This window comes from Glycomyces dulcitolivorans (assembly GCF_003265355.1).
GTDB classification, from domain to species: domain Bacteria; phylum Actinomycetota; class Actinomycetes; order Mycobacteriales; family Micromonosporaceae; genus Glycomyces; species Glycomyces dulcitolivorans.
The window spans coordinates 16,140-32,247 of record NZ_QFRW01000311.1 but is presented as its reverse complement, the minus strand read 5'-3'; the positions used below and the strand labels follow the sequence as shown (position 1 = coordinate 32,247).

19 protein-coding genes are annotated in these 16,108 nt (G+C 71.4%); 10 read left to right on the top strand and 9 right to left on the bottom strand.

Annotated features, from left to right (window positions below):
* Positions 1-221: 221 nt before the first annotated feature.
* The 4 genes from DI269_RS22265 to DI269_RS22250 all read right to left on the bottom strand — a co-directional run bounded on the left by DI269_RS22265 (position 222) and on the right by DI269_RS22250 (position 3,312).
* Positions 222-800: an RBBP9/YdeN family alpha/beta hydrolase gene (locus DI269_RS22265; RefSeq protein ID WP_112139978.1), complete on the bottom strand. Its 579-nt coding sequence runs from the start codon at positions 798-800 to the stop codon at positions 222-224.
* Between the two features lie 82 nt (positions 801-882).
* Positions 883-1,695 carry a class I SAM-dependent methyltransferase gene (locus tag DI269_RS22260; protein WP_112139975.1) on the bottom strand — a complete coding sequence of 271 codons (813 nt, stop codon included), beginning with the start codon at positions 1,693-1,695 and terminating at the stop codon, positions 883-885.
* A gap of 213 nt (positions 1,696-1,908) precedes the next feature.
* Positions 1,909-2,526 (bottom strand): LysE family translocator, encoded by a 618-nt coding sequence (locus DI269_RS22255; protein ID WP_112139987.1) that lies wholly within the window; start codon positions 2,524-2,526, stop codon positions 1,909-1,911.
* Between the two features lie 78 nt (positions 2,527-2,604).
* Positions 2,605-3,312 (bottom strand): YqeB family protein, encoded by a 708-nt coding sequence (locus tag DI269_RS22250; protein WP_112139973.1) that lies wholly within the window; start codon positions 3,310-3,312, stop codon positions 2,605-2,607.
* A 259-nt stretch (positions 3,313-3,571) separates the two neighbouring features.
* On the opposite strand from DI269_RS22250, the gene DI269_RS22245 reads away from it, so the two are divergent.
* Entirely contained in the window at positions 3,572-4,057 is a 486-nt protein-coding gene (locus DI269_RS22245) for a hypothetical protein (protein WP_157975158.1), read from the top strand.
* A gap of 97 nt (positions 4,058-4,154) precedes the next feature.
* Here the strand turns inward: DI269_RS22245 and DI269_RS22240 are convergent, their stop codons facing one another.
* Together DI269_RS22240 and DI269_RS22235 are read right to left on the bottom strand one after the other, a co-directional pair.
* Positions 4,155-5,264: a PrsW family intramembrane metalloprotease gene (locus tag DI269_RS22240; RefSeq protein WP_112139968.1), complete on the bottom strand. Its 1,110-nt coding sequence runs from the start codon at positions 5,262-5,264 to the stop codon at positions 4,155-4,157.
* Positions 5,261-5,869: a hypothetical protein gene (locus DI269_RS22235; protein WP_112139965.1), complete on the bottom strand. Its 609-nt coding sequence runs from the start codon at positions 5,867-5,869 to the stop codon at positions 5,261-5,263. Before DI269_RS22235 ends, DI269_RS22240 begins: the two co-directional genes overlap by 4 nt.
* A gap of 144 nt (positions 5,870-6,013) precedes the next feature.
* Here DI269_RS22235 and DI269_RS22230 point away from each other — a divergent pair, with 144 nt between their 5' ends.
* The 3 genes from DI269_RS22230 (at position 6,014) to DI269_RS28435 (ending at position 8,525) form a co-directional block, all read left to right on the top strand.
* A complete protein-coding gene (locus tag DI269_RS22230; RefSeq protein WP_112139963.1) occupies positions 6,014-6,769 on the top strand; it encodes a VOC family protein in 756 nt (251 codons plus the stop codon).
* Between the two features lie 64 nt (positions 6,770-6,833).
* The gene (locus tag DI269_RS22225) at positions 6,834-7,517 is read left to right on the top strand and encodes a YqjF family protein (protein WP_112139986.1); all 684 of its coding nucleotides are present in this window, start codon (positions 6,834-6,836) and stop codon (positions 7,515-7,517) included.
* A gap of 99 nt (positions 7,518-7,616) precedes the next feature.
* Entirely contained in the window at positions 7,617-8,525 is a 909-nt protein-coding gene (locus DI269_RS28435; RefSeq protein WP_112139961.1) for a glycoside hydrolase family 19 protein, read from the top strand.
* A gap of 58 nt (positions 8,526-8,583) precedes the next feature.
* Here DI269_RS28435 and DI269_RS22215 read toward each other — a convergent pair whose 3' ends face one another.
* Positions 8,584-9,018, bottom strand: coding sequence for a DUF6069 family protein (locus DI269_RS22215; protein ID WP_157975156.1), 435 nt, complete (start codon positions 9,016-9,018; stop codon positions 8,584-8,586).
* Between the two features lie 130 nt (positions 9,019-9,148).
* On the opposite strand from DI269_RS22215, the gene DI269_RS22210 reads away from it, so the two are divergent.
* Both DI269_RS22210 and DI269_RS22205 read left to right on the top strand, forming a co-directional pair.
* Complete coding sequence (locus DI269_RS22210) at positions 9,149-10,114, top strand: AraC family transcriptional regulator (protein WP_112139956.1); 966 nt, start codon at positions 9,149-9,151, stop codon at positions 10,112-10,114.
* A gap of 25 nt (positions 10,115-10,139) precedes the next feature.
* Positions 10,140-10,808, top strand: coding sequence for a Pr6Pr family membrane protein (locus DI269_RS22205; protein ID WP_112139954.1), 669 nt, complete (start codon positions 10,140-10,142; stop codon positions 10,806-10,808).
* Here the strand turns inward: DI269_RS22205 and DI269_RS22200 are convergent.
* On the bottom strand, positions 10,783-12,015 hold the full coding sequence (locus DI269_RS22200; RefSeq protein WP_198667634.1) for an MFS transporter: 1,233 nt from the start codon (positions 12,013-12,015) through the stop codon (positions 10,783-10,785). The genes DI269_RS22205 and DI269_RS22200 overlap by 26 nt on opposite strands.
* A 388-nt stretch (positions 12,016-12,403) precedes the next feature.
* On the opposite strand from DI269_RS22200, the gene DI269_RS22195 reads away from it, so the two are divergent.
* Complete coding sequence (locus DI269_RS22195; RefSeq protein ID WP_112139951.1) at positions 12,404-13,369, top strand: cation diffusion facilitator family transporter; 966 nt, start codon at positions 12,404-12,406, stop codon at positions 13,367-13,369.
* Between the two features lie 9 nt (positions 13,370-13,378).
* Positions 13,379-13,654: a Smr/MutS family protein gene (locus DI269_RS22190; RefSeq protein WP_112139948.1), complete on the top strand. Its 276-nt coding sequence runs from the start codon at positions 13,379-13,381 to the stop codon at positions 13,652-13,654.
* A 94-nt stretch (positions 13,655-13,748) separates the two neighbouring features.
* Here the strand turns inward: DI269_RS22190 and DI269_RS22185 are convergent, their stop codons facing one another.
* Positions 13,749-14,009: a helix-turn-helix domain-containing protein gene (locus DI269_RS22185; RefSeq protein ID WP_112139944.1), complete on the bottom strand. Its 261-nt coding sequence runs from the start codon at positions 14,007-14,009 to the stop codon at positions 13,749-13,751.
* A 273-nt stretch (positions 14,010-14,282) separates the two neighbouring features.
* Between DI269_RS22185 and DI269_RS22180 the strand changes: the two genes are divergently transcribed.
* Together DI269_RS22180 and DI269_RS22175 are read left to right on the top strand one after the other, a co-directional pair.
* Positions 14,283-15,107 (top strand): ABC transporter ATP-binding protein, encoded by an 825-nt coding sequence (locus tag DI269_RS22180; RefSeq protein ID WP_112139942.1) that lies wholly within the window; start codon positions 14,283-14,285, stop codon positions 15,105-15,107.
* 10 nt (positions 15,108-15,117) lie between these two features.
* Positions 15,118-16,107 carry an ABC transporter substrate-binding protein gene (locus DI269_RS22175; protein ID WP_112139939.1) on the top strand — a complete coding sequence of 330 codons (990 nt, stop codon included), beginning with the start codon at positions 15,118-15,120 and terminating at the stop codon, positions 16,105-16,107.
* Position 16,108 lies beyond the last annotated feature (1 nt).

The following is a 16,108-nucleotide window of genomic DNA, read 5'->3' as shown; positions in this document are numbered from 1 at the left end:
GGCGGCCTCGGGCGCGGCGTCGCGGCCGGCGAGGCTGCCGGCCACAGCGGCGGTCGCGGCGGCCAGCAGGAACGCGCCGATGACGGCGATCCGGACCCATCGCATGGCGCCTCCCTGTGCGCTCGCGTCCCGAGACTGTGCATTCATGGCCCTGAGGGCCTGTTCAGTCTGGCACCGCCGCAGCGGGTTGGGAAGCCCCCGAACGCGACCCGGCGGGAACCTCAGCGGTTGGGCGCCAACCGCTCCGCGGGATCGAGGCACCAGGCGAGCGCGGAGGGCCAGGTCCCGTAGCCGTCGTCGAGCGAGATGTGGCCGGCGCCGGGGACGACGTCGACGTCGCAGCCGAGCGGGCGGCCGTAGACCTCGGCGGCGCCCTCGACGCAGTACGGGTCGTCGTCGGAGCAGGCCAGGCGCGGGGTCCGGTCCGAGAGCTTCAAGTCGCCGAAGTCGAGGCCGCTGGGGTCGAACCCGGCGATGACGTCCCAGTCGAAGGCGGCCGGCCCGGGCGGGCTGACCAGGAGCAGGCGGTCGGCGGCGGCCGGGGCGGCGGCCGCGACGTGGAGCCAGGCGGTGGAGGCGAGACTGTGGCAGACGACGACCTTCTCGCCGCGCATGAGCGCGAGCTCGGCGAGGATCGCCTCGGTCCAGGATTCGAGCGAGGGCCGGTCGGTGTCCGGCAGCTGCGGGTAGAACACCTGCTCGCCGCGCCCGCGCAGGGCGAGGGCGAGTTCGTGCTGCCAGTGCCCTGCGGGCCTGCGGTTCTCCACGCCGTGGAGGATGAGAAAGCTGCGGTTCCACATGGCAGAGAACCCTAGCGCCGCCGGATGTCGGCCGCGTGAACCGTCTCAACCGGTGGCGGGGCGCCCGGCGGGCGCCCCGCGGCTACTCGGGGACGACGGCGACCGTGAGCAGATGGTTCGAGGCGCCGAGCAGGGACGGTTCGCGCTCGATGATCCGCAGGCCCTCCATGAGGTGCTCGCGGACCTCTTCGTTGTCGACGAGGCCTTCGAGTTCGGGAATGTACCCGGGGAACCCCTGCACCGCGTACTGGTCGGGAGCGGCGAGGCCCGCATCCTCGAACTCGGAGGCGACCTCGCCGGGGTGCGACAGATAGGCGGTGGTGAAGATGTCCTGGTCCGAATACCGCAGCACGCCTTCGCGCATGACGCGCAGGCTCGCTTCGGGGCCGATGCCCTTGTCCCTGCCGCCCGCCTGGAACAGCAGGTAGTCGCACCAGCCCGCGGTGCGGTTGATGGTCGCGGCCGCGACGATCCCGCCCGGGCGCGCGCACCGCCGCGCCTCGGCGACCGCCTGGACGCGGTGCTCGCGGTCGGTCAGGTGGTAGAGCGGGCCCATGAGGAGCACGGCGTCGAAAGCGGCGTCCCCGCAAGGGAGGTCGCGGGCGTCGCCGACGAGCGCGTCGACGCCGGGGAGTCCGGCGGCGACCGCGACCTGGCTCGGGACGGGGTCGACGAGGGTCACCTTGTGGCCGTCGGCGGCGAGCCAGGAGGCGTGCACGCCGGTCGCGCCGCCGACGTCGAGGACGTCCAGGCCCTCGCCGGGCAGGAGGCGCCGCAGCAGGTCCTGCATGCGGGCGAACTCCAGGCGGCCGCGGGCGTTGCGGCTCAGGCGCTCCCGCTCGCCGCCCTGCTCGTAGTAGGCCGCGATCTCGGCTTCCAGCTCGAATTCGTTCATGGGGAGATTGTGCAGGCGCGAAAGCGTTTTCGCCACTCGGTTCCGTTCCGCGCGCACAGGAACGGCGGCCGGTCTGCCGGTTCCGCGCACTCCCGCAAGCGCGCAGGTCCGGTCGGCCGGCCACCGCGTTGCTATCTCACCTCATCGCTTCCGGGCGCCCGCGAGCGGCTCCCCCGCGAGTAGGTCCCGCCATGGCCCGCAACGGAACGGGCCTCAGTTCGCGGCCACGCGAAAGCCCAGTGCGACCATGACGGCGCCGGTCGCGCCGTTGAGCCAGGCGCGCACCTTCGGGCGTTCCAGGATCGTGCGCATCAGCCCGATCAGGTTGGCGAGCGCGAGGTAGAACCCGGCGCAGACGGCCATGCCGACGGCCGCGAGCTCGGCGATGACGAGCCCGTCCTCGCCGGTGCCGAGGAACTGCGGCATGAGCGCGGTGAACAGCACGGCGGCCTTGGGGTTGAGCAGGTTGCACAGGAGGCCGGAGCGGAACGCGGCCCAGCGGCTCATCTCGCGGTCGAGTTCGATCTCGGCGGCGGGGCGGCGGCGCTCCTTGACGGCGGTGATGATCGAGCGGACGCCGAGGTACACGAGGTAGACGGCGCCGGCGAGCTTGACGACGGTGAACGCCAGCGCGGAGGCGGCGAGGAGTGCGGCGAGCCCGATCGAGGTGGCGACGACCCAGACGGCGATGCCGAGGCCGATGCCGACGGCCGTCCACATGCCGCTGCCGCGGCCGGACATGACGGTGTTGCGCACGACCATGGCGAAGTCGGGGCCGGGGACGATGGCGGCGAGGAGGATCGCGAGTCCGAAGATGAGCAGCACGGTCATGGGAGCGCCTTTCCGGTGGATGCGCTCGATGGTGCCACCGGCGGGGCGCTTCCGCATCGGGCGATCGACGGGGTCGGGCTACCGGGTCTGGGCGGGGTCGGCGAGGCGCCAGTACTGCTTCTTGTCTCGGTCGCGTACGACGACGTCGATGGCGGCGAGTTCTTCGCGCAGTTCCTTCAGGTCGCTCTCGTTGGACTTCTCGGCGGCGTGCTCGCGGGCTTTGAGGAGGGCGTCGGCGCCGCGGGGGAGGCCGTCGGCGCCGGGGACCCAGCGTTTGAACTGGGCGCCGTAGGGGTCGGCGCCGAGCCACCCGTAGCCGTGGCGGCGCAGGGCGGCGGCGAGCTGGTCGCGGTTGAGGTCGAAGTGGACTTGGGCGAGTTCTTGGCGGCGGTGGCCGAGGACGACGAGGAGTTTGTCGTCGACGAACACGGAGGCGACGTCGCCGCGTGGGATCGCTTCGTCGAAGTCGCCGCGTTTGAGGCGAATGCCGTCGCGGTCGACGGTGACGGTGAGCATCTCGTTGTGGACCCACAGGGCGAGGAAGACGCCGACGCCGAGGCCGAGTGCGATGCCGGCGAGGAGTTCGACGGGGTCGGGGAGGCGCAGGAAGAGTTCGAAGAGGCCTTGGAAGGGGAACCAGGAGAGCCCGGTGATCCATTCGGCGACGAGGGTGAGGCCCCAGCCGAGGGCGGCGCCGAGGATGGGGAGGACGGTGTAGACGGCCGGGACGGTCCAGGGCGCGTCGGCGACGACGGTGCGGTCGCCGGTGGTCTTCTCGGTGGGCATCGGGCCGCCGCCTTTCCGTTGGATGCGAACGGACCCAGCCTACAATATGCCTTCCTACCTGCGGAAACGTAATCCTGAAGGACTAGTTCGGAAGGAGGGGAACGGGAGTGCGGGGCGATACTTTGGTCGCGGCGGGCCCTGCTTCGGTATCGCCGGACGCCGACAGGATTCCCTTGAAACGAGGATGAACCGGATATTCGGCGGCTACGATCCGAGGCGTTCGATCCGATGCGCCCTGCACGAGAGAGGTCCGATCCCCTTGCGACTCCGCTTCCCGCTCATCGCCGCGGCCGCCGCCGCGCTCCTGCTCATCATTGCGGCCCCGGCTCCGGCCGGGGAGGCCGGGCACGCCGCCGACATCACGCTCTCGGAGCGGAAGGGCACGTGCGAGGTCCGGGACGTGCCGGTGGGTGCGGCCCCGCCTGCGGAGGTCCGGATCGACTCCGACGATGTGGACTTCGACTGCTCCGGCAGCATCGACTTCCGGCTGGGGCGCGACACATCGATCGCCTTCGACGACGCGGAGGGGACCGCGACGGCGGACGTCATCCGCATCGTCGGCGCGAAGCTCGGGTTCACGTGCGGGTACGAGGCGACCGATGTGGTCTTCCAGCGCGAGGGCCAGTCCCGCGAAACCCTGCCCCGAAAGTACGTGGGCGGGCCCTACACGGGGAAGAAGGTCCAGGGCTCGTTCCTGTGCCCCGGGTCGGTGCAGCTCGATCGGGCGGCGTTCAGCTTCCGCTGAGCGGGCGCTGTTCGAACCGGGAACGTCGGACCTCCCTGGCAGCATTGAAATGGGGGGTCCCCGGGGGTCCGATTTGCGGAGACCCTCCGTGACACGCTCAATTCAAAGCCCGGGCCGCCGCGACAGCGTCCCTCCATGGACCCGCCGCCGCGGCCGGCAGGCGTTCGGGGACCCGTTCTTCCAAGAGCGCCAACTGCTGCCGCTGCAGGCGCGCCTGTGCTTCGCGCTCCCTCCCGTGGAACGCGCGGAGGTACCGGCGGCGCGAGCGGCGCCGCGACAGGCTCCCCGCCTCGTCCTCGGTGAGGGCCCCGGCCGCGACCTCCTCAGCGGAGACGACCGCCCAGCGGGCCCGGAAGCCGCGGCGCACCACGATGAAGACGGCCATCACGATCACGAAGTTCAGCACCGGCTTCGCCAGCGTCCCGGCGACCCCGCCGAGCAGCGGGCTGTCGAACACGAAGTGCATCGCCATCGCGAGCAGCAGGCACCCCAAGGCGGTCCAGATGCGCCGCGCCGCCGACCGGCCCGAGGCGCTCACCAGGTACCCGATGCCCGCGCCCGCGACGGCGCTCATCGCCCAGTGCGAGCCGATCCCGGTGAGCACGATCCGCACCCACAGGGTCTGGAACGTCGCCGCGAACGGGTCGACCCCGCCCGAGGTCACGATCTCGTTGAGCCCGTAGGTGAAGTTCTCGACGACCTGGAAGCCGAGGCCGACGAGGGCGCCGTAGACGAGCCCGTCGGCGGCGCTGCGCACCAGGTGCGTCGAGACGGCCGCGAGCAGAACGACCCCGGCGACCTTCGCGAGCTCCTCGTCGATCGGCGCGGTGAGCGCGGCCGACCACTTCCCGGCGGCCTCCAGGTCGAGGGCCTGGGACCAGACCGAGCCGAGGCGGCCGTTCAGGACGACCGCGAGCCCGCACGCGGCGAGCCCGCCCCACATGAGCGCGAGCCACGTCCCCGACCAGCGCGGGGCCTGCACCGGCCGGAGGATCCGGCGGGCCAGCCACATGCCGACGGCCAGCGACAGGCACAGGACGGCGGTGTTGAGCGCCGCGCTCGGCGGGAAGGCCGCCATCGCGGGCACGAAGTTCTTCTTCAGCGTCCACAGCCCGAAGGCCGACACGGCGATCATCGCCCAGAACGCGACGGACCTGAAGTCCACGGAAGCCCGGTGCAGCACCGCGGGCTGAACGGCGGCGGTCATGCGTCCCCCTCGTCGTCGAAGGCCACGGAGTCGATGATCTGCGTGGCGGCGGCCCAGTGCCCCTGGTCGGCGTCGAAGGGCCCGAGGACCCGCGCCTCGACCGCCTCCGAGTCGTCCTCGGCGGGCATGACGAACGCGGTCCCGATGGCGGTGCCGACCTGGAGGCTCCCGTAGAGGCCGCCGGAGATCGACTTCGTGTCGAACCCGGTCGGCTCGCCGAGCCACACGTCGGTGCCCGCGTACTGCTCGATCTTCAGGGTCCGCGCCATGCCGTCCCACATCTGGTCGACGCCGTCGGGCTTCCCGGCGGAGAACACGATGCTGCTGAGCTGCACGGCCACGTCGCCCTGCCGGAAGACCAGCGTGCTGTTCACGTCGCTTGCGGCCTTGTCGAGGGTCCAGCCCTCGCCGACCTGGACCGAGACCTGCCGGTCGCTGCCGAACTCGATCACGGTCCCCGCGGCGAGCGCCTCGCTGTCGGGCAGGGCCTTGGCGAGGAGGCCCTCGACGGCCGTCAACGCGAGCAGCACGCCGACCACGGCCAGCGGCACCCACACGCGCCGCGCACCGTGGACGGCGTTGCCCGCCCTCTTGAAATCGTCCACATTCCCAACCTAATCGCCGACCTGCGAGGAAGCTGGGGAAACGGGCAGTCCGGGCTGAGGACCGGAGGCGGGCCCATACCACCGCAACGGGCCCGAAGACGCGGGAACGCGAAATCTCGTCGCCATCCGTATTAGTCTCTGGACATGGCGATTCGATGGACCACCGCGTTCTGGGACTTCCCCGCCGACCGCGCCGACGACGGCATCGCCTTCTGGCTCAAGGCGACCGGCTCGGCCCTGTCGCCGCGCCGCGGCCCCGAGGGCGAGTTCGCGACCCTGGTGCCGCCGGGCGGCGACCCGTACCTGCGGGTGCAGCGGGTCCGGGACGGCAAGGGCGGCAACCACCTCGACCTGCACGTCGACGACGTCGAGGCCGAAGCCGAACGGGCGCAGGTGCTCGGCGCGGCCCCCGTGTTCGCCGAACCGGGCCTGGTCGTCCTCCGCTCCCCCGGCGGCTTCGCGTTCTGCCTGGTCCGCCACCACGGCGAGGCCAAAGTGCCCGCCCCCGAGTCGTGGCCCGGCGGCCAGCGCTCCCGAGCCGACCAGCTGTGCGTGGACGTCCCGCCGCAGGCCTTCGACCACGAGCTGGTGTTCTGGCAGAGCCTCACGGGCTGGCCGCAGGCGGGCACGCGGTCGCTGGAGTTCCGGCGCCTGATCTCACCGCCGGACCTGCCGCTGCGGTTCCTGCTGCAGCGCTTGGACACCGCCGAGCGGGGCCGGTCGAGCGCCGCGCACGTGGACCTGGCGTGCTCCGACGTCGACGCCGAGACCGAGCGGCATGTGGCCCTGGGCGCCACCGCGGTCCGGCGCCACCACTGGTGGCAGGTCCTGCGGGACCCGGCGGGCCTGGAGTACTGCATCACCGCCCGCGACCCGGACACGGGCGCGGTCCCGGTCTAGGGCGCCTCGCGTGGAACCCGAACCGGTCACGGCCGAGGCGCCGCGGGCGATCGGCCGGACGCTGATGACGCAGTCGTGGCTGGAGCTGGCGTTCGTCCACTGGGAGGTCGAGCCGGCGGCGGTGGCGCGGCTGCTGCCGCCCGGGACGGTGCCCGACCTGTTCGAAGGCGCCGCCTATGCGGGGCTGGTGCCGTTCCGGATGCACCGGGTCGGCTGGTTCTCACTGCCGGGGACGCCGTACTTCGGGACGTTCCCGGAGACGAACGTGCGGCTGTACTCGGTCGACGGCGAGGGCCGCCGGGGCGTGGTGTTCCGGTCCCTGGAGGCGGCGCGGCTGGTGCCGGTGCTGGCGGCGCGGACGGGGTTCCGGCTGCCGTACGTGTGGTCGCGGATGGGCATCCGCCACGAGGGAGACACCGTCGCGTACCGCAGTGACCGGCGCTGGCCGGGGCCGCGGGACCTGTACAGCCGCATCAAGGTCCGCAAGGGCGAGGCGCTGGCGGAGCCGACCGCTTTGGAGCATTTCCTCACGGCGCGATGGGGACTGCACACGGTGATCGCGGGGCGGCTGCGGTACATACCGAACGTGCATCCGCGGTGGCCGCTGCACCGGGCGGAGCTCCTCGAATGCGAGGAGAACCTGGTGGCCGCCGCGGGGCTCGCGAAGCTCGGGGCGGCTCCTGCGAGCGTGCTGTACTCGCCGGGCGTGCCGGTCCGCTTCGGACGGCCGCTGACCGTCGCCGTCTAGGAATTTCCGCAGGAACCCGTTTGCAGGCTCTTGTGCCGTTCCGAGGATAAAGTTACATTTATCTATAAGGAAGGCTTCTTTATGATATGAGGTGATCCAATGCTCCGTCGACCCCGCCGGAAAGTGCTCGCACTGATCGGTTCGTTCGTCTTCGCACTGGCCCTGGCCACCGGGATCTCGGCGTCCACCGCCAATGCCCAGACCGCTTGCGCCGCAGCGTGGAACGCGAGCTCCGTCTACACCCAGGGCAACGTCGCCTCCTACGGCGGCCAGAACTGGACCGCCCAGTGGTGGACGCAGGGCGAGACGCCCGGCACCACCGGCCAGTGGGGCGTCTGGCGCAACCCGGTCGCCTGCGGCGGCGGCTCCACCGACCCCGGCACCCCCGCCGGGCTCGACGTCTCCGAGGCCCAGTTCAACCAGATGTTCCCGAACCGGAACTCCTTCTACACCTACCAGGGCTTCGTCAACGCCACCGCGTCCTACCCGGCGTTCGGCAACACCGGCAGCGCCACCGTCCAGAAGCAGGAGGTCGCGGCGTTCCTCGCGAACGTCTCCCACGAGACCGGCGGCCTCTGGCACATCGTCGAGCAGAACACCGCCAACTACCCCCACTACTGCGACTGGAGCCAGTCCTACGGCTGCCCGGCCGGCCAGGCCGCCTACTACGGCCGCGGCCCGATCCAGCTGAGCTGGAACTTCAACTACAACGCCGCGGGCAGCGCCCTCGGCCTGCCGCTGCTGACCAACCCGTGGCTGGTCGAGCAGAACGCCACGGTCGCATGGCAGACCGCCCTCTGGTACTGGAACACCCAGAGCGGCCCCGGCACCATGACCGGCCACACCGCGATGACCTCCGGCGCGGGCTTCGGCGAGTCCATCCGGTCCATCAACGGCTCGATCGAGTGCAACGGCGGCAACCCCGCCCAGGTCCAGAGCCGCGTCAGCAACTACCAGTCCTTCACCTCGATCCTGGGCGTCGCCCCGGGAGCCAATCTCTACTGCTGAGGATGAGAAACGCGGGCCGGCCGGGTCCCGTCTGCCCGGCCGGCCCGCACGTCGCCTGTCAGGCTTCGGGCCGGCGGCGGCCGAAGACTGGGACGAGGACCGCCGCGACGACCACGTGCATGGCGATCAGGACGATCCGCGTGCCGGTGGTGGCCTCGGTGTAGAACGGCGGGACCATCTCGACCGCGAACACGACGCCGGCGCCGATGAGCCACAGCAGCACGGCCTTCCGCGGGGCGAAGCGGTCCAGGAGCGCGCGGGCGATCCAGCCGAGGCCGCCCGCGATCAGGGTCATGAACGCCCCGGGGACGAAGCCGACCTCGATCGGTTCCTGGCCGGGGTTCGCGGCCTGCATCTCCACGCCTGCGGCCGAGGCGACCACGGCGGTCAGGCCGGCCGCGACGGCGGCGGCCACGAGGGCGATGAGCCGCGGACGCCAGACCGGGACTGCGCGGCGCGCCTCGGACGGGGCTTCACTGTCGATTTTGGACATCATTTGTCTCCACTGCCTTGGGCTTCGTTTCCGGGGAACATCATCGACGGTAGATTCCGCAGGGCCGCACGCCAATCCGCGAGCGTCCTCGCTTCATGTCCGATCGTCCCGGCCCGGCTAGGCTTCACCGATGGACGTGCTCAGCGATGTCATGACGGTGCTGCGGACCGGCCGGCCGTTCGCGGCCCGCTTCGCCAGGGCCGCACCGTGGTCGGACCACTGCTTCGGCCGCCTCAACGGCTTCGGCGTGCAGCTCATGGTGCGCGGCACCGCCGTCGCGGTCACCGAGGACGGCGAGGTCTTCAAGCTCGGGCCCGGCGACGCCCTGGTCGTCCCCCGCAGCAGCGCGCACCTCGTCGCCGACGCCCCCGACACGCCGCCGGGGCCGCGCTGCCGGCCGGGCCACAGCCCCGACGGGGCCGTGATCCGCTTCGACGACCCCGACGCCACGCACGTGATGCTCTGCGTGGCATACGAACTCGCCCCCAACCGCACCCACCCGCTCATCGGCGGGCTCCCCGACTTCGTCCACATCCCGTCCGACCCGGGCGCGCGACCCGAACTCGCGAGCACGATCGCCATGCTCGACACCGAACTCACCGCCGAACTGCGCGGCGGCGACACCCTCGTGCCCGCGCTCCTCGACGCCGTCCTCATGTACCTGCTGCGGGCGCTCCTCGGCCCCGGCACCGCCGAATGCGGCTTCGGCGGGTGGGCGGCGGCGCTCGCCGACCACTCGATCGCGGCCGCCCTCGAAGCGGTCCACGCCGACCCCGCACGGCAGTGGACCGTCGCGTCGCTCGGCGAGGTCGCGGGGCTGTCGCGGTCGGCGTTCTCGCGGCGGTTCACCGAACTGGTCGGCCAGCCGCCGCTCGCCTACCTCACCTCGTGGCGGCTCACGCTCGCCGCACGGCTCCTCGCCGACACCGACGCGCCGCTCGCGACCGTGGCCCGGCAGGTCGGGTACGCCTCCGAGTTCGCGTTCGCGGCCGCGTTCAAACGCGACTTCGGGACGCCTCCGGGCCAGTTCCGCAAGCAGACCCCGGCCTGCGACCCCGCCACCGAACCGTTCCGGCGCGAACCGGTCCTCCTCTGACCGATCCCGTCGTACGCTCCGCGGCATGAGAGCGAAGCGGAAGCGGGCGAGCCGGGTCTGGCACGGCGGGATCTTCGCGATCGTCCTGGCCGCCATGATCGCCCAGGTGGCCCTGGTCGTGCAGGGCGGAACCGACGTGAACGCCACGGACCCCACGGTGCACCAGAGCGTCCCAATGCGGCTCGTCCAGCTGTTCAGCTACTTCACGATCCAGAGCAACCTCCTCGTGCTCCTCGCCTCGGGGCTGCTCGCGCTGCGCCCCGACCGCGACGGCCGCCTCTGGCGGGTGCTGCACCTGGACGCGCTGCTCGGCATCGTCATCACCGGGATCGTGTTCGCCCTGGTCCTGGCCCCGCTGATCCATCCGACGGGTGTCGCGTGGGCCGTGAACGCGGCGTTCCACTACGTCAGCCCGGTCGCGTTCCTCATCGGCTGGCTCGTGTTCGGGCCGCGCGGGCAGGCCGACGGGACGACGGCCTGGCTGGCGTTCCTCTGGCCGGTCGCCTGGATCGCGTACACGTTCGCGCGCGGCGCGCAGACCGGCTGGTACCCGTACCCGTTCCTCGACGCCGCCGAACTCGGCTACCCGCGGGCCGCGCTCAACACGGCCCTGGTGCTCCTCGCCGCGTTCTGCCTCGCGGCCCTCGCGCAGTGGACCGACCGGCGCCTTACAAGGGTCGCCGTGCGGACCTGAGCGCGATCACGACCACCGGGACCAGCAGGGCCGCACCGATCCACGCCACCGAGACCGGACCGGAACGGTCGACCGCGAAGCCGCCCGCGAAGGAGCCCGCGGCGATCGACAGGTTGAACATGACCGTGTTCAGGGAGGTCGCGATCTCGACCTCGCCGGGCTCGACCGCGTTCATGTACCAGGTCTGGACGGCCGGGGAGACCAGGCCGTAGCCCGCACCCCACAGCAGCAGCACTGCGGTGGCGGAGAACAGGTCGCCGACCGCGAACGCCATGAGCGCCATGCCGAGGGCCATCGTGACCCCGAGCGCGACGAGCGTGCCGCGCAGGTGCCTGCCGATGAGCGAGCCGGAGGCGACGGTGGCGACCAGCGCGGCCGCGCCGAACGCCAGGAGGAGGCCGCTCACCTGCGAGGCGGGCAGGCCGTTGGCCTGGAGGATCGGGCTGATGAACGTGTAGGCGATGAAGTGGCCGGTGACGATGAAGAACGTCAGCGCCAGGCCGGTGCGCACGGCCCGGTTGCGGCGCACCAGCTTCGGGAGCGAGGCGAACGAGACCGCGGTGTTCGACGGGAGCTTCGGCACCAGCAGCGCGATCGCGGCCATCGCGACCAGGGCGAGGACCATGAGCGCCACGAGGGCCGCGCGCCAGCCGAACTCGTCGCCGATGAGCGTCCCGGCCGGGACGCCGAGGACCGTGGCGGCGCCGATGCCGCCGTAGACCGCGGCGGTCGCGCGCGGCACATCCGCCTTCGGGACCAGGCGCAGCGCGATGCCGCCGGCGACGGCCCAGAACGCGCCGATCGAGACGCCGACGAGGACGCGGGCGGCCAGCAGCGGGCCGAACCCGGACGCGGTCGCCGCGCCGATGTTCGCGCCCGCGACGAGCACCGCGAGGGCGATGAGCACCAGGCGGCGGTCGACCCTGCGGGTGAGCACGATGCTCAACGGCGCCGCGATGGCCGCGACGAGGCCGGGGACGGTGACCATGAGGCCCGCGGTGCCCTCGCTGACGCCCAGCTCGGCGCTGATCGGCGTGAGGAGGCCCACAGGGAGCACTTCGGAGGTCATGACGACGAAGACGCCGAGGGAGACGGCGGCCACGGCGAGCCACTGCTTCGGCGTCGCGCGCTCGGGCGCGGCGGTGCCCGGGGACGGCTCGCGGCCGGTGGCGGCGGCAGAGGAAAGGGGGCGGTCGAGGGTGGTCACGGCGGCGCTCCAAGCGGTTCAGAGTCGGTTCTCGGCAGGACCCTTGCGGGTCGTATTGCCGGAACCGGTCCACCACTCGGTCCGCGCGTCGGCGACACGGGAGGCGTCCGTACAGGGGCTGAAGCCGCGGAGGGCGTTCGGCCGGGGAACTGAGGTCCCCTTGGCGGTGTACGGGCGTTTTCCCTGACCGGAAGCGCGTTGTGCTCCCGGGGCGTCGCCTGCTGCAAGGGTAGAGCCCGCGGGGGCCCACCGTCCACCCGTACGCATGTAGCGTTCACAACCGAATGAGACGCCGACCGATCGCCCGCCGGGCGGTTGCGACGCCATGACAGACTCGTTCTGCGCCGCATGCTGCGTGCGCACGCATGATGGAAGGAACAACGGGCGCATGTCAGCAGAAGGCGGCACCAAGGCGATCGTCGCGGCCCTCTTGGCCAACACGGGCATCGCGATCAGCAAGTTCGTGGCGGCCGGGATCACCGGCTCGGCGTCGATGCTGGCCGAGGGCGTCCACTCGGTCGCGGACGCGTCGAACCAGGTCCTGCTCCTCATCGGCGGCAAGGCGTCCCGCAAGGCCGCCAGCCCCGCCCACCCGTTCGGGTACGGGCGCGAACGCTACATCTACGCGTTCATCGTCTCGATCGTCCTGTTCTCCATCGGCGGCGTGTACGCGCTCTACGAGGGCTGGCACAAGCTCCAGGACACCGAGCACGGCCTGACGACGCCGCTCGTGGCGGTCGTCGTCCTCGTCATCGCGATCGTCCTGGAGTCGTTCTCGCTGCGCACGGCCGTCAAGGAGTCGAACGCGGTGCGCGGCAAGCAGAGCTGGGTCCAGTTCATCAAGGGCTCCCGCTCCCCCGAGCTGCCCGTGATCCTCCTGGAGGACATCGGCGCGCTCGTCGGCCTCATCCTCGCCCTCCTCGGCGTCGGCCTCACCTGGATCACCCACAACGCGCTCTTCGACGCCCTGGGCACCATGAGCATCGGCGTGCTCCTCGTCTGCATCGCGATCGTCCTGGCGATCGAGATCCGCTCCATGCTCATCGGCGAGTCCGCCACGCACGAGGACATCGCGGCCATCGAGGGCGCGATCACCGAGGACGGCAAGAGCAGCCTCATCCACCTCAAGACCCTGCACGTCGGCCCCGACGAGCTGCTGGTCGCCGCCAAGGTCGGCATCGACCGGTCCGAGACCGGCGAGCAGGTCGCGGCCGAGATCGACGCCGCCGAGGCGCGCATCCGCGCCGCCGTCCCCAAGGCGAAGCTCATCTACATCGAGCCGGACATCCGGCGCACGGACGCGCCGTCCACCAAGGGCACGGACGAGCCGTCCGCCGAGAGCGCGGACGCCTAGGCTGCGGTCATGGCGAAACTGGTGCTGGACCTCCACGACATCTTCAACAAGGGCGACCAGATCGAGAAGGCCCTGCGGGACGTCATCGACGAGGCGGTCGCGAAGAAGATCGACCTCGTCGAGATCATCCCCGGCAAGGGCTCGGGCCAGCTCAAGAAGAAGGTCCTGAGGTTCCTGGACCAGAAGGAGATCAAGGCCCTGTACCACCGGGTCGACAAGGACTCCAAGAACTTCGGCCGTCTCTTCGTGCATTTTCAGCACAAAGACAAACGTCGCAAGCGATGATGGACGAAGTCGGCGGCGCGCCCCTCCTCCCCGTGGGCCGCGCCGCCGCTTCGCGTTCACCTATGCGGTTGTGAACGACCGAGCCTCCTGCCGCTCAGTCGATCCGGTCGCCGTCGGCGCCGAGCACCTCCAGCAGTCGCAGCACCGGGACCCGGTAGCTGTGGCCGATCCGGAGGACCTGGACGGGGAAGTCGCCGTCCTTGGCCAGCCGGTACGCGACCGTCCGCCCGATCCCGAGGATCTGCGCGGCGGTCTCCACGTTCGTCATCACGCCGAGCTGCTTGACGCGCTCGACGGTCCAGATGTCGTCGATGATGGCGACACTCGAAGGCCCCACCTTCGCATTCGGTGTCATGTTCGTCCTTTCCTGCGTGCCGCACCGACACGGGGTGCATCGGCGCGAACCTGCCAAGGACCAGTCGACCCCACGCGGCACGTCCGAGTCCAGACCGACCCGCCGGTATTCACCCGTACGCGTGGTGTGCGCGTCCTCACCGGACTAGGGAAGGTTTGGGCGCGAACGGGATTCATTGCCACCAAGACGCCGGGGACGCAACCCCCACCGAGTGTTTCCACTCTGTGACCTGGCGAGATGCAATCGAGACCACCGTAGGTTAGCCTTACCTACATGCCAGATGACGCAGGCCTGAGCGGCCGCGCCCTCCGACTCGCCTACTTCGGCGACACCGTCGTCCACGACGCCGACATCGACCTGCGCGGCGGCGAGGTGACGGCCCTCCTGGGCCCCAACGGCTCCGGCAAGTCGACCCTCCTGCGGTCCCTCGCGCGCCTCCACAAGCCCCAGGACGGCGCCGTCGCCTTCCCCGACGGCACCGAAGCGACCGCCCTGAGCCCCAAGGACTTCGCGCGCCGCGTCGCGCTCCTGTCCCAGTCGCGCCCCGTCCCCGGCGGCATCCGCGTCACCGACGTCGTCGGCTACGGCCGCCACCCCCACCGCGGCCGCTGGCGCCACGGCGACCCCGACGGACCCGCGAGGGTCCAGCGCGCCATGGAGATCTGCGGCGTCGAGCACATGGCCGAACGCGGCATGGAAGCCCTCTCCGGCGGTGAGCGCCAGCGCGTCTGGCTCGCCTCCTGCCTCGCCCAGGACACCGGCGTCCTCCTCCTCGACGAGCCCACCAACCACCTCGACCTGCGGTACCAGGTCGAGATCCTCGACCTCGTCCGCGACCTCGCCGACGAGCACGGCACCGCCGTCGGCGTCGTCCTCCACGACCTCGACCAGGCCGCCGCGGTCGCCGACCGCGCCGTCCTCCTCCACGAGGGCCGCGTCAAGGCCGCCGGCACCCCGGCCGAGGTCCTCACCGCCGAGAACCTCACGGCCGCATACGGCATCGACATCCGCGTCGACGCCGACCCCGCGACCGGCCTGCTCACGGCCCGGCCCATCGGCCGCCACACCCGCAGGTTCGCGGGCACCACCACCGATTAGAAGGAACCCGATGCGAATTCCCGTCCTCAAGACCTTCGCCGTGCCCGCGGCACTGGCCGCCGTCCTCGCCGCCGCGGCGTGCGGGACCACCGAGACCGGCCAGGAGACCGGCGGCGACGCCGCCGCCGAAGGCCCCGTCTCGGTCACCGACTTCCTCGGGCGCACCGTGGAACTCGACGCCCCCGCCGAGAACGTCGTCGCCCTCGAATGGGCCGAGGTCGAGCTCGTCGCGAGCCTCGGGGTCACCCCGGTCGGCGTCGCCGACCTCGCGGGCTACAACACGTGGGTCGGCGGGGTCGTCCCGCTCGACGGGTCCGTCACCGACGTCGGCACCCGCTCCGAGCCGTCCATCGACGCCATCGCCGGCCTCGGCGCGGACCTGGTCGTCATGGAGACCGACGACGAGGATCTCATCGCCTCGATCGAGGAGTTCGTGCCGGTCCTGGTCACCGAGGGCTCCAACGAGACCGACAACGTCGGCCGCATGAAGAGCGACCTCGACATGATCGCCACGCTCCTGGGCAAGACCGACGAGGCCGACGCCCTGTGGACCGGGTTCGAGGCGAAGGTCGCCGACACCAAGGCCGCCATCGAGGCCGCCGGCACCGGGACCGTACCGTACCTGTTCGCCGACGGCTGGATCGAGGGCGACGCGGTCGCCATCCGCCCCTTCGGCGCCGGGTCCCTCGTCGGATCCCTCGGCACCGCCGTGGGCCTCCAGAACGCGTGGACCGGCGAGACCGACGGCGCGTGGGGCCTGGGCGGCACCGACGTCGAGGGCATGGCCCAGTACACCGACACCGAGCTGAAGTTCATCAACAACAACGCCGACGGCTCGAACATCTTCACCGACGGCGTCGCCGGCAACGCCATCTGGGAGAACCTGACCTTCGTCAAGAACGGCGAGGTGTACGAGCTCCCGGCCGGCACCTGGACCTTCGGCGGCCCCAAGTCATCCGAGGCGATCCTCGACTACTTCGCCGAGGTCTACGCCAGTTGAG

Bases quoted from the DNA above. Each gene is read 5' to 3' on its own strand.
- DI269_RS22195 (WP_112139951.1), top strand. From the start codon at position 12,404: ATGTCAGCAGAAGGCGGCACCAAGGCGATCGTCGCGGCCCTCTTGGCC.
- DI269_RS22190 (WP_112139948.1), top strand. From the start codon at position 13,379: ATGGCGAAACTGGTGCTGGACCTCCACGACATCTTCAACAAGGGCGAC.
- DI269_RS22185 (WP_112139944.1), bottom strand. From the start codon at position 14,009: ATGACACCGAATGCGAAGGTGGGGCCTTCGAGTGTCGCCATCATCGAC.
- DI269_RS22250 (WP_112139973.1), bottom strand. From the start codon at position 3,312: ATGCCCACCGAGAAGACCACCGGCGACCGCACCGTCGTCGCCGACGCG.
- DI269_RS22260 (WP_112139975.1), bottom strand. From the start codon at position 1,695: ATGAACGAATTCGAGCTGGAAGCCGAGATCGCGGCCTACTACGAGCAG.
- DI269_RS22205 (WP_112139954.1), top strand. From the start codon at position 10,140: ATGAGAGCGAAGCGGAAGCGGGCGAGCCGGGTCTGGCACGGCGGGATC.
- DI269_RS22175 (WP_112139939.1), top strand. From the start codon at position 15,118: ATGCGAATTCCCGTCCTCAAGACCTTCGCCGTGCCCGCGGCACTGGCC.
- DI269_RS22180 (WP_112139942.1), top strand. From the start codon at position 14,283: ATGCCAGATGACGCAGGCCTGAGCGGCCGCGCCCTCCGACTCGCCTAC.
- DI269_RS22265 (WP_112139978.1), bottom strand. From the start codon at position 800: ATGTGGAACCGCAGCTTTCTCATCCTCCACGGCGTGGAGAACCGCAGG.
- DI269_RS22225 (WP_112139986.1), top strand. From the start codon at position 6,834: ATGACGCAGTCGTGGCTGGAGCTGGCGTTCGTCCACTGGGAGGTCGAG.
- DI269_RS22210 (WP_112139956.1), top strand. From the start codon at position 9,149: ATGGACGTGCTCAGCGATGTCATGACGGTGCTGCGGACCGGCCGGCCG.
- DI269_RS28435 (WP_112139961.1), top strand. From the start codon at position 7,617: ATGCTCCGTCGACCCCGCCGGAAAGTGCTCGCACTGATCGGTTCGTTC.
- DI269_RS22215 (WP_157975156.1), bottom strand. From the start codon at position 9,018: ATGTCCAAAATCGACAGTGAAGCCCCGTCCGAGGCGCGCCGCGCAGTC.
- DI269_RS22230 (WP_112139963.1), top strand. From the start codon at position 6,014: ATGGCGATTCGATGGACCACCGCGTTCTGGGACTTCCCCGCCGACCGC.
- DI269_RS22240 (WP_112139968.1), bottom strand. From the start codon at position 5,264: ATGACCGCCGCCGTTCAGCCCGCGGTGCTGCACCGGGCTTCCGTGGAC.
- DI269_RS22255 (WP_112139987.1), bottom strand. From the start codon at position 2,526: ATGACCGTGCTGCTCATCTTCGGACTCGCGATCCTCCTCGCCGCCATC.